Consider the following 13,950-nt stretch of genomic DNA (forward strand, 5'->3'; position numbering starts at 1 on the left):
GGGCTAGCGCGGCTTGCGCGGCGCGCCGCCGGGCTTGCGCGGCCCTTTGCCCGCCGGCCCTTTGCCGCCCGGCCCGCCTCTACCCGGACCTTTGCCCGCGCCGCTCCGTGGCGGACCGCGACGCTCGCCCGACGGCGGACGCGCGTCCCCATCACGACGCGGCGGGCGACCCTCGCCCGCCTTGCGCGGCGCGCGCTCGCCCCGCGGCGCATCGCCGGAGTCGAAACGCTTGCCGGCGCCCTTGCCCGCGAAGCTCTTGCCCGCGCCGGAACTCTTGCGCTCGCCGAAGCTCTTGCCGGCGCCGAAGCTCTTGCGCTCGGCGCGCTCGCCAGAAGGCGCACGAGCGGCCGCTCCCTCACGACGAGGCGGACGACCCTCGCCCTCGCGACGCGGCGCGCGCTCGCGGCGCGGCCCGTCTCCTGCGCTGAAGCTCGACCCGCGACGCTCGCCGCGATCGAAACGCTCCGTCCGTTCGCCCGTGCGCGGACGCTGTTCCGCCCCCTCGCGACGCGGCGGACGACCCTCGCCCTCGCGACGCGGCGCGCGCTCGCGGCGCGGCCCATCGCCGGCGCTGAAGCCCGAACCACGACGTTCGCCGCGATCGAAACGCTCTGTCCGCTCGCCCGTGCGCGGACGCTGTTCCGCCCCCTCGCGACGCGGCGGACGACCTTCGCCCTCGCGACGCGGCCCATCCCCAGCGCTGAAGCTCGCCCCACGACGCTCGCCGCGATCGAAACGCTCCGTCCGTTCGCCCGTGCGCGGACGCTGTTCCGCCCCTTCGCGACGCGGCGGACGACCCTCGCCCTCGCGACGCGGCGCGCGCTCATGGCGCGGCCCATCGCCAGCGCCGAAGCTCGACCCACGACGCTCGCCACGATCGAAACGCTCCGTCCGCTCGCCCGATGCGGCGCGCGCCGGCATTCCTTCGCGCCGGGGCGGACGACTCTCGCCTTCCCGCCGCGGCGGGCGACCCTCGCCCTCACGACGCGGCGCGCGCTCGCGGCGCGGCCCTTCGCCGGCGCCGAAGCTCGACCCGCGACGCTCGCCGCGATCGAAACGCTCGGTCCGCTCGCCGGCGCGCGGACGCGCAGCAGCGCCCTCACGACGTGGCGGGCGTCCCTCGCCATCGCGCCGAGGGGCGCGCTCGCTCCGCTCGAATCGCTCCTTGCGCTCGCCGGAAACGCGCGCGGGCCTTTCCTCCCCCTCGGTCCGCTCGGCGCGGAAGCGGCGGGCGTTGCGCGTCGTCGCCGGCTCCTCGGCGCGGCGCACGGGCACGATCTTCTCGACCGACACGGCGCGGCCCTTGCGGTCGCTGGTGGCGGCGCGCTCTATGCGGGCGCGCGGGCCTTTGCCGCGCGTTTCCTCACGTTCGGCGCGCAGGGTCGTGACATGCTTGCGCGTGCGCGTCTTGGCGCGCTGACGCGCCTCCTCGGCGGCGACATGCGGCGGCTCGTCCGAGTCGCGGCGCGACGACGAGAAATCGACGCCGGCGAGCTCGGCCAAGCCCTTGCCGAGCTGCTCGCGCAAGGTCTTCAGCCGCACCTCCTCGACGACGCCCTCCTCCAGCTCGCCGAGCTGGAAGGGACCGAAGGAGATGCGAATCAGCCGATTGACGTCGAGCCCCAAATGCTCGAGCACGCGCTTGATCTCGCGATTCTTGCCCTCGCGCAGCGCCATGCTGATCCAGACATTGGCGCCCTGGACGCGATCGAGCTTGGCGTCGATCGGCGCGTAATCGACATCGTCGACGGTGACGCCCTTTTTCAACGCGTCCAATTGCGCCTGGTCGATCTCGCCATGGGCGCGCACGCGGTAGCGCCGCGTCCAGCCCGTCGCCGGAAGCTCGAGCGTGCGCGCGAGGCCGCCGTCATTGGTCAGCAGCAGCAGGCCTTCCGTATTGATGTCGAGCCGCCCGACGCTCACCAAGCGCGGCAGATCGGGAAAGCGCTCCTCGAGGAAGCCGAAGACGGTCTCTCGCCCTTCCGGGTCCTTGGCGCTGGTGACGAGGCCGGCGGGCTTGTGGAACAAAAACAAGCGCGTCGGCTCGCGCTCGGCGAGCGGCTGGCCGTCCACCTCTATGCGGTCGCCCTCCTGCACATTGAAAGCGGGGCTGTCCAGCACGCGGCCATTGACGGAAACGCGCCCTTCCGCGACCCAGATCTCGGCGTCGCGGCGCGAGCAGGCGCCCGCGCGCGCCATGACCTTGGCGATGCGCTCGCCCTCGAAGGCGCTGGCGGCGGCCTCTGGCTCCGCCGAGGGCGATTTCTTGGCCGGGGCGCGGCGACGCGGCGGCTGGTCGCCGCCGTCCTTACGGCGGGCGGGTCTTTCTGGCTTTTTGTCGGTCATCACGCCCTGATAGCAGGTCGCGGGGCCAAAGAGAAAGGCGCGACGGCCGCTTTTTCACTCGTCATTCGCCATGAATCCGAGTTATGGCCTCGAATCCACGTAGGGAGTCCCCCGCCGCCCCGCGAAAGCCGGCCGCGGTCCCCTATTTCGGCGCATAGAAGCAACAGACGTCTGGAGGCGGTATGGCTCATCTGATCGTGCATGGCGGACGTCCGCTCAGCGGCAGGATCATCCCTTCCGCGAATAAGAACGCCGTGCTGCCCATTCTCTGCGCCACGCTGCTGACCAGAGAGCCGCTGCGCATCCATGGCGTGCCGGAGATCACCGACGTCAAGAAGATCCTCGAATTGTTTCGCACGCTCGGCAGCGACGTGCGGATGGATTTTGCGACCGGCCTGCTCGAGCTGCGCCATGAGGACACGCGCTTCGATCCGTCGATCCATCGCCTGCCGGCGGAGATGCGCTCCTCCATCATGCTGGCGCCGCCGCTGCTGGCGCGCTTCGGCGTCGCCCGCATAGAGGACGATGTGAAGGGCTGCACGCTCGGCGCGCGCGAGATCGACCCGCATATAGAAGTGCTGAAATCCTTCGGCGCGACGATCGAGCGCAGCGACGATTCGCTCGTCATCCGCTCCGACGGCCCGCTGCGCGCGACGCGGCATTGGCTCGACTACGCCTCCGTCACCACCACGGAAAATTTCGTGCTGTGCGCGGCGCTGGCGAGCGGCCAGTCCAAGCTCAACAACGCCGCCTCCGAGCCGCATGTGCAGGAGTTCTGCGCCTTCATGGAGACGCTCGGCGCGCGCATCTCCGGCATCGGCACCTCGCAGCTCACCATAGACGGGGTCGATTCGCTCTCCGGCGGCGAGTTCCATCTGACGGAAGACTTCCACGAGGTCGCGACCTTTCTGGCGCTGGGCGCGATTACCGGCGGCGGCGTCGAGGTGAAGAATTCCGCGCCCGATCAGTTTCCGCTGATCGACCGCACCTTCGCGAAATTCGGCGTGCATGTCGTCCATGAGGACGGCTGGTCCAAGACCAAGGCCAATGGCCCGCTGAAAGTGGCCGAGCCCTTCACCCGCAATGTGCTGCAGAAGGTGGAGGCGGCGCCCTGGCCCTATCTGCCGGTCGATCTTCTGCCCATCTTCATCGCGCTCGGCGTCAAGGCCGAGGGCAGCGTGATGTTCTGGAACAAGGTCTATGACGGCGCGCTGGGCTGGACCGGCGAGCTCTCCAAATTCGGCGCGCATGTGTTTCTGTCGGACCCGCATCGGCTCATCGCCTTCGGCGGCAAGCCGCTGGTCCCGGCGCAGGTGGAGAGCCCCTATATCATCCGCGTCGCCATCGCTCTGCTGATGCTGGCGGCGAGCATAGAAGGGCGCTCGATGATCCATAACGCCACGCCGATCAAGCGCGCGCATCCGCGCTTCGTCGAGAATTTGCGCATGCTCGGCGCGGAGGTGGAATGGACCGGCGGGGATTGAGGGGAGAAGGCGTCCTGCGCGCCCCCTCCCCAACCCTCCCCCGCTTCGCGGGAGAGGGAGAAGATTGCGCGCTTCATCGAGATGATGCGAAACGTCCGCCGCTCCCCTCTCCCGCAGAGCGGGGGAGGGTGAGGGAGGGGGCGCACGGCCATGCGCGATGACCGACCCCCTCACCGCCGCCTTCGACGCCGCGCGCGAAGCCTTCGCCGCCAATGAGGTCCCCGTCGGCGCTTCCATAGCGCGCAATGGCGAGATCATCGCCGTCGCCGGCAATCGCACCTTGCGCGACAAGGACCCCACGGCTCATGCGGAGATGCTCGCCATTCGCGCCGCCTGCGCGACGCTCGGGAGCGAGCGGCTCGTCGATTGCGATCTCTATGTCACGCTCGAGCCCTGCGCCATGTGCGCGGCGGCGATCTCTTTCGCGCGCATTCGCCGGCTCTATTATTCGGCGGAAGACTTGAAGGGCGGCGGCGTCGATCATGGCGCGCGCTTCTTCTCGCTGAAGACCTGCCATCATGTCCCTGAGGTCTACGGCGGCTTGCGCGAGAGCGAGGCGGCCGAATTGCTGCGCGCCTTTTTTCAGGCGCGGCGCTGAAGCGAAAGCCGCGCGGCGGCGCTCCGCAATCCTTCGATCACCTCGGTGCGGCAGGCGTCGCCGGCCTCGAAGATACGCTTGGCCTTGAAGAGATCCAGCGCGAGATATTGATTGACCGCGGGCGAGATCAGAATGTCGGGCGGGCTCTCCTCGATCATGCGCTCGCTGATGGCGTTCATCATGATCTGGCTGGCCACGATGATCGTCTCGATCGGGGAGGGTGGACGATTGCGCGCGCGTCCGCTCGCTGTTCCCGAGACATCGACGGCGAGCACGATATCGGCGCGGCCGACGAGATGATTGTAAGGCAGCGGATTGACGAGGCCGCCGTCGATCAGAAAGCTGTCGCCATAGGCGACCGGCCGCACTAGGCCCGGAATCGCCATGGAGCCGCCGACCACTGGACGCAGCGAGCCGGACGAGATCGCCGCCTCGCGGCGCAGTCGAAAATCCGTCGTCACGGCGGTGAAAGGAATTTGCAGCGCCTCGAATGTCTCCGGCATGCCCTGCGGCCAGAAGGCGTCGAGGAAACGCTCGGCGTCGATCAGCGCCGGATGCGCGAGATCGGAGAAGGTGCGCGCCCGCCGTCGCGCCCGCGAGCGCAGCAGGCGCCGCGCGAGGCGCATGCGATTGCGGAACGCCGCCTCCGCATGGGCGCGCAATTGCGCGCCGGAAAAGCCGGCGGCGTAAGCGGCGCCGATGATCGCGCCGATCGACGTGCCGGCGATGGCGCAAGGACGCACGCCCAATTCGTCCAGCGCCTCCAGCACGGAGATATGGGCGAGTCCGCGCGCGCCGCCGCCGCCGAGCGCCACGGCGACGCGGAAGGGAAATTCGCTCACAGAAAGAGGTCGAGCGCGGCGAATGTCGCCTCGGGCGCCTCCTCGGCGAGATAATGGCCGCTGTCGATCTCGGCGCCGCGAAGATCGTCCGCCCATTCGCGCCATTGCGCGAGCAGAGCGTCGCCCTGGCCGGAAAAGCTCGTCGCGCCCCATAGCGCCAGAGTGGGAACGACGATCTTTTTTCCCGCCGCGCGATCGGCGAGATCGAGCGCGCGATCCGGCCCCGCGCCGGCGCGAAAATCCTCGCAAAAGGCGTGAATGCGCGTGGGCTCGTCGAAGGCGGCGAGATAATGGGCGAAGGCCCGCGTATCGAAAGCGTCGAGCGTTCCGCTCTTGGTTCCGCTCGCCAGCGCGTCGGCGAGAAAGCCTTTGGGATCGAGGCCGATCAATTGCTCGGGCTTGGGCGCCGGCTGCGACAACAGGCGTGCGCGGCCGAGGCGCGCGAGATTTGCGTCGCCGAGCGATTCCTCGAGCGGAGCTATATCGAGCAGAGCCAGCTTCTCCAGCCGGCCCGGATGATCGAGCGCCAGGCGAAAGCCGACGCGCGCGCCGCGATCATGGCCGACGAGCGAGAAGCGCACATGGCCGAGCTGCTCCATCACGACGATGACGTCCTCGCCCTGCGCGCGCTTCGTATAGGCCTCACCCTTCTCGCTCGCGGGCGCGGAGGACCAGCCATAGCCGCGCAGATCCATGGCGACGACGAAGAAGCGCTCGGCGAGCCGCGGCGCGATCTTCGCGAAGGCGACATGCGTTTCGCCGAAGCCGTGCAGCAGCAGCAGCGGCGGACCGGAGCCGCCGGAGCGGGCGAAAATGGAGCCGGCCGGCGCATCGATCCAATGCGAGGCGAAGCCGGGATAAAGATCAGCGAGATCTGACATCGGACCTTGCCCTTCCGTTTAAGGCGCGAAGATTCGTCCAGGGTCTTTCTTCGCGCGAAAGATTTTCAAAAGAGGCGGGCGCGAGCATGCTCCAGGTCTTGCCGCCTCTCTTATCCACAACAAATAATCTGGCGCGGCCGAGCGGCCGTGGCGCGCGATTTGCGAAGTCTCCGTGATCCCCGAGGCTGCTGTCGGAAAACCGACAAAGGCCTCTAGCCAGAACCGGAACGGTACGTTAAGCTACTGAAATCACAGCTAGTTTACAACCCTTCCAAACTAGGTGCGGAGATGATCGTCTGCTCTTGCAATGTGCTCTCGGACGGGCAAGTCCGCGAGGTTCTCGGAGGAAGATCGGATCGCCCAAGCGTCGGCGCGATCTTCCGGCATATGGGGTGCGAGCCGCGCTGCGGCCGATGCGCGCGCAACATCAGCGCGATCGTCGATCAGCATGCGGCGATCCCCTCCGATCATTGCAGCGGAGCCGGCGAATGCGATAATTGTCGGGCCGACGAATTGGCTGCATGACCCGGTCCGCTCTGGCCGGGCGGAAGGGGGAACCATGCGCGGTGACGCGAAGCTCATCGAATATCTGAACCGCGGCGTCCGCGCCGAGCTGACGGCGATCAATCAATATTGGCTGCATTATCGCATCCTCGATAATTGGGGCTTCAAGGAGCTCGGCAAGAAGTGGCGGCACGAATCCATCGAGGAGATGGAGCACGCCGACAAATTCGTGCATCGCATCCTCTTCCTCGAAGGCTTCCCGAACATGCAGAGCCTCGATCCTCTGCGCATCGGCCAGTCCGTCGAGGAGATCATCCGTCTCGATCTCGCCACGGAAGTCGACGCCCGCGCGCTCTATCTCGAGGCGGCGGCCTATGCGCTGTCGATCAACGATCGCGTCAGCAAGCTGCTGTTCGAAGAGGTCGTCGAGAGCGAGGAGCGCCATATCGACTTCCTCGAGACGCAGCTGGAGCTGATCAAGCAGCTCGGCGTGCAGCTCTACTCGCAAAAGCACATGGGCGACCTCTCGTAAGGAGAGATCGGCGTCGACGCCCGAGCCGGGAAAGACCGGCGCGGGCGTCTCGCCCCTACGAGCCCGCTGGTCAGGCGCGTGAATGCTCGGGCTCGGCATGGGCGTTCCGCGCCGCTTCCATCCGCGCGTGACGGCCGGCGCAAAGATGCGCCACCGCGAAAGAGAGCAGCAGGCCGAGAACGGCCACCGCCGCCATCGCCAGATAGGCGCGCTCCCCCGCCTGCGCATAGAGCGGCCCGGACAGGAAGGTGAGCAGGCTGTTGCCGCCGGCGATGGCCGCCGCCAGCCAAGCTTGCGATTGCGCGAGGCGCTCCTTGCCGCCGAGCTCGGCGAGCAGATAGGCGGGGCCGATCTGCACCGCCGCGCAGGAGGCGCCATGCAGCGCCTGGGCGAAGAAAATCCCATAGGTGCCGGGATCAGCCGACATCAGCAGCCAGCGCAGCACGGCGCCGATCGCGCCGACGAGCAGAAATGCGCTCGCTTTCGACTCGCCGCCGAACCAGCGCGCCGCCATCAAATAAGCGACGACCTCGGTGGCGAGCGCGGCGACCCAGGCGAAAGAGACGAAAGTGTCGCTATGGCCTTGCTCTTTCCAATGCAGCGCGCCGAATGTGTTCACCATGGAATGCGAGCTCTGCACCAGCGCCGCGGCGACGATGACCAGCGCCACCAGCTCCGGCCGCGCGATGCGCCCGGCCGATTGGCGCTCCTCTCTCGCTCCAGACGAGCCGAAGCCGATCAGCGAGCCCATGCAGGCGAGGCAGGCGAAGGCTCCGACCGCGGTGAGCAGCCAGACGATATCCTCCACCGCCAGCGCGCCGGCGACCGGCCCGCTCGCGGCGAGAAAGACCAGGATCGACATGGAGCCCCAGCCGCGCACCCAAGAATAATGTAGCTGCGGCAGGCCGGCCTCGCGCCGGCGCCGCGCCTCGCCGAAGGTGACGCCATCGGCGAGCGGCGCCAGCGGCCCCTGCGCCAGCGCGACCATGGCGCCGGCGACGAGCAGGGCGAAGAAGCCGGAGGAGAGGCCCATGACCGCATAGGCCGCGGCCACGGCGGCCATGCAGCCGACGAGCAGCGCGCCATGATCGCCGCGCCGATCCGCCCGGCGCGAGGCGAGCAGCATGGAGCCGATGCGGATGACCGGCTGCACGGCGAGAACGGCGGCGATCTCGAAAGCGTCGAGCCCACGCGCCGACAGCCAGATGGAGAAGAAGGGCAGCTGGACCCCGACAATGGCGTAGATGGAGGCCTGCAGCAGCGATAGCCTCAGCTCGGCATGGCGCCCGGCCGCCGTCTCGGCGCTCGGCAGTTTCGTCAAATGGTCACTCCATCGCGGCCGCTTTGAGAATGCAGACCATGGTTCCATGGGCGGCGCTCCGCCCCAGATTGCGGATCACATGCGGGCGGTCGCAGCGATAGCGCAGCGTCTCGCCCGCGCGCACGATCTCCTTGGCGCCGCCGACCTCCACCTCGAGCTCGCCCTCGCGCATGGACAGGCTCTCGACAGAGCCGCGCTGATGCGCCTCGGATTCGAGAGTCCCCCCCGGATCGGCGGAGAATTCATAACATTGCAGCCATTCTACGGTCTTGATCCAACCGATGATCTCGAGCCGGCACTTGCCGTCGTCGGAAACCAGGATCGGCGTGTCCGCTCGGCTGGTCTTCTCGAGGAAGGGCTCGTCCTCCGTGGTCTGCAGCACACGCTCGATGGAGACATCGAGAGCCTGGGCGAGGCGCCAGATGGTGGCGAGCGTCGGATTGGTCTCGTTGCGCTCGATCTGGCTGATGATCGATTTGGCGACGCCGGACTGCTGGGAGAGCTCCGACAGCGACAGATTATAGGCCTTGCGCAGACGCTGGACAGTCGCGCCGAGCTGCCCGGACAAGGCCAAGGCTCCGGCTTCCAGTATCTTCTGCTTTTCCCGGCCTTCCACGCCCATGACGCCCGCTCCTTTCGACATGATCGCGTTGATAATCGAATTCGTTCGAAATATCGAACGGGAAATTCGCCGCAGCGCCGCGCGCCGCGCGCGGTGTCATCGTTACGCAACAAGAATCTGGTGGGAAGGAGACGCTGCGGCACAAAAAGAGGCGAGCGCGTCGATATGACCGCAAACGATTCATTGGCCGATTCGCAGAGCGCCAAGCGCTTCAGGACGCTGTTCCTCTCGGATCTCCATCTCGGCACGCGAGGGCTTCAAGCCGAGCTTCTGCTCGATTTTCTGAAGCATCACGACGCCGACACCATCTATCTCGTCGGCGATATCGTCGACGGCTGGCGCCTGAAGGGCGGCTGGTATTGGCCGCAGGCGCACAATGACGTCGTGCAGAAGCTGCTGCGCAAGGCGCGCAAGGGCGCGCGCGTCGTCTATGTGCCCGGCAATCACGACGAATTCGCCCGCGACTATACGGGCATGGAGTTCGGCGGCGTCGAGGTCGCGGACACCGACATTCACGAGACCGCCGACGGCAAGAAAATGCTCGTCATCCATGGCGATCAGTTCGACATTGTGGTGCGGCACGCGCGCTGGCTCGCCTTTCTCGGCGACTGGGCCTATGAGGCCGCGCTCTTCGCCAACACCTGGGCCAATCGCGTGCGCCGCCTGTTCGGCGTCGATTATTGGTCCTTCTCCGCCTGGGCCAAGCTGAAGGTGAAGAACGCGGTGAACTTCATCGGCGATTTCGAGCAGACGCTGGCGGCGGAAGCGGCGCGGCGCGGCGTCGACGGCGTCGTCTGCGGCCATATTCATCACGCGACGATCCGCCACATAGAGGGGATGCTCTATGTGAACACCGGCGATTTCGTCGAGAGCTGCACGGCGATCGCCGAGCATCCCGACGGCCGCTTCGAGATTCTCTATTGGCGCAAGACCGCCAAGGAGCAGGAGGCCGCGGCCGAAGCCGCCGCGCAGCAGCCGCCGGCCCTGCCGCAGGCGAGGGCCGCCGCCTGATGCGGATATTGATCGCGACGGACGCCTGGCGTCCGCAAGTCAACGGAGTCGTGCGTTCCTTGGAGGCGATGGCGAGCGCGGCGAGCGCGCTCGGCGCGTCGATCGATTTCCTGACGCCGCAGGATTTCTCCTCCATCCCCATGCCGACCTATCCTGAAATCCAGCTCGCCTTCGCCTCGGCGGGAGCGGTGGCGAAGCGTCTGGCGCAAGGTTACGACCACGTCCATATCGCCACCGAAGGGCCGGTGGGCATGGCGACGCGCGCCTGCTGCCTGCGCCAGGGACGACGCTTCACGACCAGCTATCACACGCGCTTTCCCGAATATATTCACGCCCGCACGCGCTTTCCGGTCGGCGTGACCTATGCGCTGCTGCGCCGGTTCCACAATAGCGGCGCCGGCACGATGGTCTCGACGCAGACCCTGGCGCAGGAGCTGTCCGCGCGGGGCTTCCGGCGGCTGATGCGCTGGTCGCGCGGCGTCGATCACCAGCTCTTTCACCCCGATAAAGCGGTCGATCTCGGCTATCCGCGGCCGCTCTATCTCTATGCCGGACGGCTCGCGGTGGAGAAGAATATCGAGGCGTTTCTCGCGCTCGATCTGCCGGGCACCAAGCTCGTCGCCGGCGATGGGCCGGCGCGCGCGGCGCTCGAGGCGGCCTATCCGCAGGCGCGCTTTCTCGGCGTGAAGACCAGCGCCGAGCTGGCCACGCTCTACGCCAGCTCGGATGTGTTCGTCTTTCCGAGCCGCACCGACACTTTCGGAATGGTGCTGCTGGAGGCGATGGCCTGCGGCCTGCCGGTGGCGGCTTTTCCGGTGGCCGGGCCGCTGGATGTGGTCGGCGTGAGCGGCGCCGGCGTGCTGAGCGAGGACTTGCAGGCGGCCTGTCTCGCGGCGACGGAGATTCCCGCCGACGCGCCGCGCGCCCATGCGCTGACCTTCACTTGGGAGGCGAGCGCGCAGCAGTTCCTCGGCAATGTCGCGCTCGCGCATCAGAATGGCGTCGAGGCGGCGGCTCAGGCGGCCGCCGGCAAGGCCTGCTCAGCCAAACAGCCGAAGCTTTTCGTGCAGGGAGAGATGATCGAGCCGTGACAGCGCCGCGAGGCGCGGATCGACCGGCCCCTCCGGCTCGGCCTGCGCCGAAGCGCGCTTCGGCAGGCTGATCTCGGGCGAGACGGATGCGCGCAAGTCGAATTTGGGCGCATCGATGCGGGGCGCGTCGAACTCGAGCGCGTCGAGCGCGGGTGGCGCGCTCTCCTCCGGCAGAATCGCGCGCGCGACGAATTCCTCGAACACGATCTCATTGGACGCCGGCTCGGCGATCTCTTCCGCCTGCGACGGCTCCGCCATCTGCGCGACCGGCTCCGGCTCGAAAGCGACAGCCTCGAGCTCGATCGGCTCGGCGACGACAGCTTCCGCCTCGAAGGATTCGACCGAGACCGGCTCGGCGTCGATCGGCTCCGGCTCGACCGCCTCCGCCTCCGCGAGAGTTTCGACCTCGGCGATTTCTATCGGCTCATCCGCCGGCGCGATCTCGAGAACCGGCTCGACTCGCTCGTCTTCCATGTCATGCGGCTCGTCGACGATCTCGATCGCCGCGGCCTCGAGGATCGCGCGCGGCGCCTCTTCCGGCTCCGCGGCCGGCGCGTCGAGCAATTTGGAGAATTGCTCGACCAGCGCATCCGCCTGCGCGCAGAGCTTCTCCTCGACGCCGCTGGCGCGCAGCGTGCGCGCGAATTCCTGCGCGCGCTCGACGAGGCGGTGCGGCAGGCGCCAATCGGCCGCAGCCTCCTGCTCCTCCGCGCGCGCGGCGACGCGCTCCAGACGATCCACCGCCAGCACTAGCCGCTCGGTCTCCTCGGCGCGCTGACGGCGCGCATATTCGAGCAGGAACCAGCGGCCGCGCACGGTCTCCATCACCGCGGCTTCGATTCTCTCATAGTCTTCAGGATAGAGTCCGGTGGGCGGGGCCGGTAGGTTCATAGGCGGTCCTTGCGGGACAAAGCGCCGAATCAGCGCATGTTCAAGGAAAGTCTGCGACGGCGTTTTATGCAAGCGCGAAAACGCTTTCGCACGCATCACGCAGGCGTTTCGGCAAGCGTGAGAAAAGGCCAGCGCGCGCGAAGGCTCGCGGCTTTCGCCGCGAACAGCTCCGGCCGTAGATTGAGCGGATTGGGGCGCAGCACGCCGGCGAAGAGATCGTCGAGACGCGCTGGCGCATAGAGCTCCAGCGCGCCGTCCACACGGCGCGCGGCGACGCGCGTGCATTCGATGAGAAAACGATCGACGCCATCGGCGCTGCTGCGCAGCTGCGGATATCCCGGACCGAAGCGCTCGCCATACCAAAGATGCACGCGCGCCTGATTCTTCAGATCGACGCGGATCGGAAGATCGGAAAAGAGCGCGCGGGCGCGGCGAATGGCGCGATCCTCCGCCTCATAGGAGAGATCGTCGTCGAAATAGAAAATGTCGTAGTCGAATATGTCCTGCGTCGCCGGCCGGCCGCAGTCGAGATTCCAGACCGTCTGGAACAGGCAGCCGGCGACGAGCCAGGCGTCCGCGAGACAAAGGCTCGGCAGGCGCTCGAGGATGACGGCGTTGTGCGGATTGCGCTGGATCGCCGCAACGAAGCGCTCCTGCGCCTCTGGCGCCGCTGGTTCGAGGCGAGACGTCATCTTCCAGGGCTCCCAATCCGGGGCAATTCCGCAGGCGCAGCTCGCTGCGCTGCTCGGCGCGTCCATGGTCCTGGCCGAGACTTGCCGCCGGCGCGACCGCGGCCTAAGCTATATAGCGATCCTATATAACGCGCCGGGGAGGAGCTTTGTCCATGCGCATCGGCGTGTTCTGCACCTATGAGAACCCGGTTCGCGACTATAAGGCCTGCTTCGACGCGCAGACGCGCCTTGTGCGCCGCGCGGAGGAGGTGGGCTTCGAGGAGGCCTGGGTCGCCGAGCATCATTTCGACGATGACGCCGTCAGCCCGTCCATATTGACGCTGCTGTCCTATCTCGCCGGCGTCACCTCGCGCGTGCGGCTCGGCTCGGCGGCGGTTCTGCTCGCCTTTCGCAATCCGATCCAGGTGGCGGAGGATGTCGCCACCATCGACGTTCTCTCCAATGGCCGTTTCGATTTCGGCGTCGCCAGGGGCGGGCCGTTTCCCGCGCAGAACAAGCATTTTCACGCGGCGAAGGACGAATCGCGCGATATCACGCTGGAGGCGCTCGAGCTGATCGAGCGTCTCTTCTATGAGGATCGCGTCACTTTCTCGGGCGCGCATTTTCAGGTCGACGATCTCGCGCTCTGCCCCAAGCCGCTGCAAAAGCCGATCCCCACATGGATCGCCACATCGACGCCGGCGGCGGTCGAATATGCGGCGCATAAGGGCTTCGGCATTATGGCGGCCTCGCCCGCGCCGATCGCCAAGATCGAGCAGACGGTCGCCGCCTATCGCGCGACGGGGCCGGGCGCCGATCCGCGTCTCGCGCTGGCGCGCTTCTATTATGCCGCCGAGACGCGCGAGAAGGCGATGGCCGAGGCGCTGCCCTTCATCGCGCGTTTCGCCGATCGCATGCGCGGCATTTTTCTGGCGCAAAACGCGCCGGCCTCTTTCGATCCGCAGGAGATCGTCGAGCGCTCGCTCATCGGAAGCTATGAGGAGCTCGCCGAGAAGATCGTCGATATTCATCGGCGGCTCGGCCTGGGCTCGTTGCTGCTGAAGCCGGCGACGGCGAATGAAACGCTCGCGCTGGCGAGCCTCGATGATTTCGCGGCGAAGATTCGCCCGCGCATAGAAGCCGCGCTCGCCTGAGC

14 protein-coding genes are annotated in these 13,950 nt (G+C 67.4%); 7 read left to right on the top strand and 7 right to left on the bottom strand.

The features are described from left to right. Positions 1-3: 3 nt before the first annotated feature. Positions 4-2,346 carry a pseudouridine synthase gene (locus METLW4_RS23535; protein ID WP_020493696.1) on the bottom strand — a complete coding sequence of 781 codons (2,343 nt, stop codon included), beginning with the start codon at positions 2,344-2,346 and terminating at the stop codon, positions 4-6. Between the two features lie 182 nt (positions 2,347-2,528). Between METLW4_RS23535 and METLW4_RS0100610 the strand changes: the two genes are divergently transcribed. Together METLW4_RS0100610 and METLW4_RS0100615 are read left to right on the top strand one after the other, a co-directional pair. Continuing rightward, a complete protein-coding gene (locus METLW4_RS0100610) occupies positions 2,529-3,830 on the top strand; it encodes a UDP-N-acetylglucosamine 1-carboxyvinyltransferase (RefSeq protein WP_018264256.1) in 1,302 nt (433 codons plus the stop codon). A 157-nt stretch (positions 3,831-3,987) separates the two neighbouring features. Further along, entirely contained in the window at positions 3,988-4,428 is a 441-nt protein-coding gene (locus METLW4_RS0100615; RefSeq protein WP_018264257.1) for a nucleoside deaminase, read from the top strand. Here the strand turns inward: METLW4_RS0100615 and METLW4_RS0100620 are convergent. Together METLW4_RS0100620 and METLW4_RS0100625 are read right to left on the bottom strand one after the other, a co-directional pair. Next, entirely contained in the window at positions 4,413-5,270 is an 858-nt protein-coding gene (locus METLW4_RS0100620) for a patatin-like phospholipase family protein (protein ID WP_018264258.1), read from the bottom strand. The two genes, METLW4_RS0100615 and METLW4_RS0100620, sit on opposite strands and share 16 nt — an antisense overlap. Next, positions 5,267-6,151, bottom strand: a complete 885-nt coding sequence (locus METLW4_RS0100625; RefSeq protein ID WP_018264259.1) for an alpha/beta fold hydrolase — start codon at positions 6,149-6,151, stop codon at positions 5,267-5,269. Before METLW4_RS0100625 ends, METLW4_RS0100620 begins: the two co-directional genes overlap by 4 nt. Before the next feature lie 288 nt (positions 6,152-6,439). Here METLW4_RS0100625 and METLW4_RS0100630 point away from each other — a divergent pair, with 288 nt between their 5' ends. Together METLW4_RS0100630 and bfr are read left to right on the top strand one after the other, a co-directional pair. After that, the gene (locus METLW4_RS0100630) at positions 6,440-6,676 is read left to right on the top strand and encodes a (2Fe-2S)-binding protein (protein ID WP_018264260.1); all 237 of its coding nucleotides are present in this window, start codon (positions 6,440-6,442) and stop codon (positions 6,674-6,676) included. A gap of 34 nt (positions 6,677-6,710) precedes the next feature. Beyond that, positions 6,711-7,187: a bacterioferritin gene (bfr, locus tag METLW4_RS0100635; RefSeq protein ID WP_018264261.1), complete on the top strand. Its 477-nt coding sequence runs from the start codon at positions 6,711-6,713 to the stop codon at positions 7,185-7,187. Positions 7,188-7,257: 70 nt separating this feature from the next. Here bfr and METLW4_RS0100640 read toward each other — a convergent pair whose 3' ends face one another. Beyond that, positions 7,258-8,508: an MFS transporter gene (locus tag METLW4_RS0100640; protein WP_018264262.1), complete on the bottom strand. Its 1,251-nt coding sequence runs from the start codon at positions 8,506-8,508 to the stop codon at positions 7,258-7,260. A 4-nt stretch (positions 8,509-8,512) separates the two neighbouring features. After that, on the bottom strand, positions 8,513-9,130 hold the full coding sequence (locus METLW4_RS0100645) for a helix-turn-helix domain-containing protein (RefSeq protein ID WP_020493697.1): 618 nt from the start codon (positions 9,128-9,130) through the stop codon (positions 8,513-8,515). A gap of 165 nt (positions 9,131-9,295) precedes the next feature. On the opposite strand from METLW4_RS0100645, the gene METLW4_RS0100650 reads away from it, so the two are divergent. Further along, on the top strand, positions 9,296-10,141 hold the full coding sequence (locus tag METLW4_RS0100650; protein ID WP_026191137.1) for a UDP-2,3-diacylglucosamine diphosphatase: 846 nt from the start codon (positions 9,296-9,298) through the stop codon (positions 10,139-10,141). Further along, positions 10,141-11,232 carry a glycosyltransferase family 4 protein gene (locus METLW4_RS0100655; RefSeq protein WP_018264265.1) on the top strand — a complete coding sequence of 364 codons (1,092 nt, stop codon included), beginning with the start codon at positions 10,141-10,143 and terminating at the stop codon, positions 11,230-11,232. Before METLW4_RS0100650 ends, METLW4_RS0100655 begins: the two co-directional genes overlap by 1 nt. Here the strand turns inward: METLW4_RS0100655 and METLW4_RS0100660 are convergent. Together METLW4_RS0100660 and METLW4_RS0100665 are read right to left on the bottom strand one after the other, a co-directional pair. Continuing rightward, positions 11,182-12,123 (bottom strand): hypothetical protein, encoded by a 942-nt coding sequence (locus METLW4_RS0100660; protein ID WP_157234734.1) that lies wholly within the window; start codon positions 12,121-12,123, stop codon positions 11,182-11,184. The two genes, METLW4_RS0100655 and METLW4_RS0100660, sit on opposite strands and share 51 nt — an antisense overlap. Before the next feature lie 95 nt (positions 12,124-12,218). Next, positions 12,219-12,815, bottom strand: coding sequence for a nucleotidyltransferase family protein (locus METLW4_RS0100665; protein ID WP_157234736.1), 597 nt, complete (start codon positions 12,813-12,815; stop codon positions 12,219-12,221). 152 nt (positions 12,816-12,967) lie between these two features. Between METLW4_RS0100665 and METLW4_RS0100670 the strand changes: the two genes are divergently transcribed. Next, positions 12,968-13,948, top strand: a complete 981-nt coding sequence (locus METLW4_RS0100670) for an LLM class flavin-dependent oxidoreductase (RefSeq protein ID WP_018264268.1) — start codon at positions 12,968-12,970, stop codon at positions 13,946-13,948. The last annotated feature ends 2 nt before the right edge of the window (positions 13,949-13,950 follow it).

This window comes from Methylosinus sp. LW4, from assembly GCF_000379125.1.
Lineage (GTDB): Bacteria > Pseudomonadota > Alphaproteobacteria > Rhizobiales > Beijerinckiaceae > Methylosinus.

What these genes read in the sequence shown, in the direction of transcription:
- METLW4_RS23535 (WP_020493696.1), bottom strand. Translation starts at nt 2,346, where the DNA reads ATGACCGACAAAAAGCCAGAAAGACCCGCCCGCCGTAAGGACGGCGGC.
- METLW4_RS0100610 (WP_018264256.1), top strand. Translation starts at nt 2,529, where the DNA reads ATGGCTCATCTGATCGTGCATGGCGGACGTCCGCTCAGCGGCAGGATC.
- METLW4_RS0100615 (WP_018264257.1), top strand. Translation starts at nt 3,988, where the DNA reads ATGACCGACCCCCTCACCGCCGCCTTCGACGCCGCGCGCGAAGCCTTC.
- METLW4_RS0100625 (WP_018264259.1), bottom strand. Translation starts at nt 6,151, where the DNA reads ATGTCAGATCTCGCTGATCTTTATCCCGGCTTCGCCTCGCATTGGATC.
- METLW4_RS0100630 (WP_018264260.1), top strand. Translation starts at nt 6,440, where the DNA reads ATGATCGTCTGCTCTTGCAATGTGCTCTCGGACGGGCAAGTCCGCGAG.
- bfr (WP_018264261.1), top strand. Translation starts at nt 6,711, where the DNA reads ATGCGCGGTGACGCGAAGCTCATCGAATATCTGAACCGCGGCGTCCGC.
- METLW4_RS0100645 (WP_020493697.1), bottom strand. Translation starts at nt 9,130, where the DNA reads ATGGGCGTGGAAGGCCGGGAAAAGCAGAAGATACTGGAAGCCGGAGCC.
- METLW4_RS0100650 (WP_026191137.1), top strand. Translation starts at nt 9,296, where the DNA reads ATGACCGCAAACGATTCATTGGCCGATTCGCAGAGCGCCAAGCGCTTC.
- METLW4_RS0100655 (WP_018264265.1), top strand. Translation starts at nt 10,141, where the DNA reads ATGCGGATATTGATCGCGACGGACGCCTGGCGTCCGCAAGTCAACGGA.
- METLW4_RS0100660 (WP_157234734.1), bottom strand. Translation starts at nt 12,123, where the DNA reads ATGAACCTACCGGCCCCGCCCACCGGACTCTATCCTGAAGACTATGAG.
- METLW4_RS0100665 (WP_157234736.1), bottom strand. Translation starts at nt 12,815, where the DNA reads ATGACGTCTCGCCTCGAACCAGCGGCGCCAGAGGCGCAGGAGCGCTTC.
- METLW4_RS0100670 (WP_018264268.1), top strand. Translation starts at nt 12,968, where the DNA reads ATGCGCATCGGCGTGTTCTGCACCTATGAGAACCCGGTTCGCGACTAT.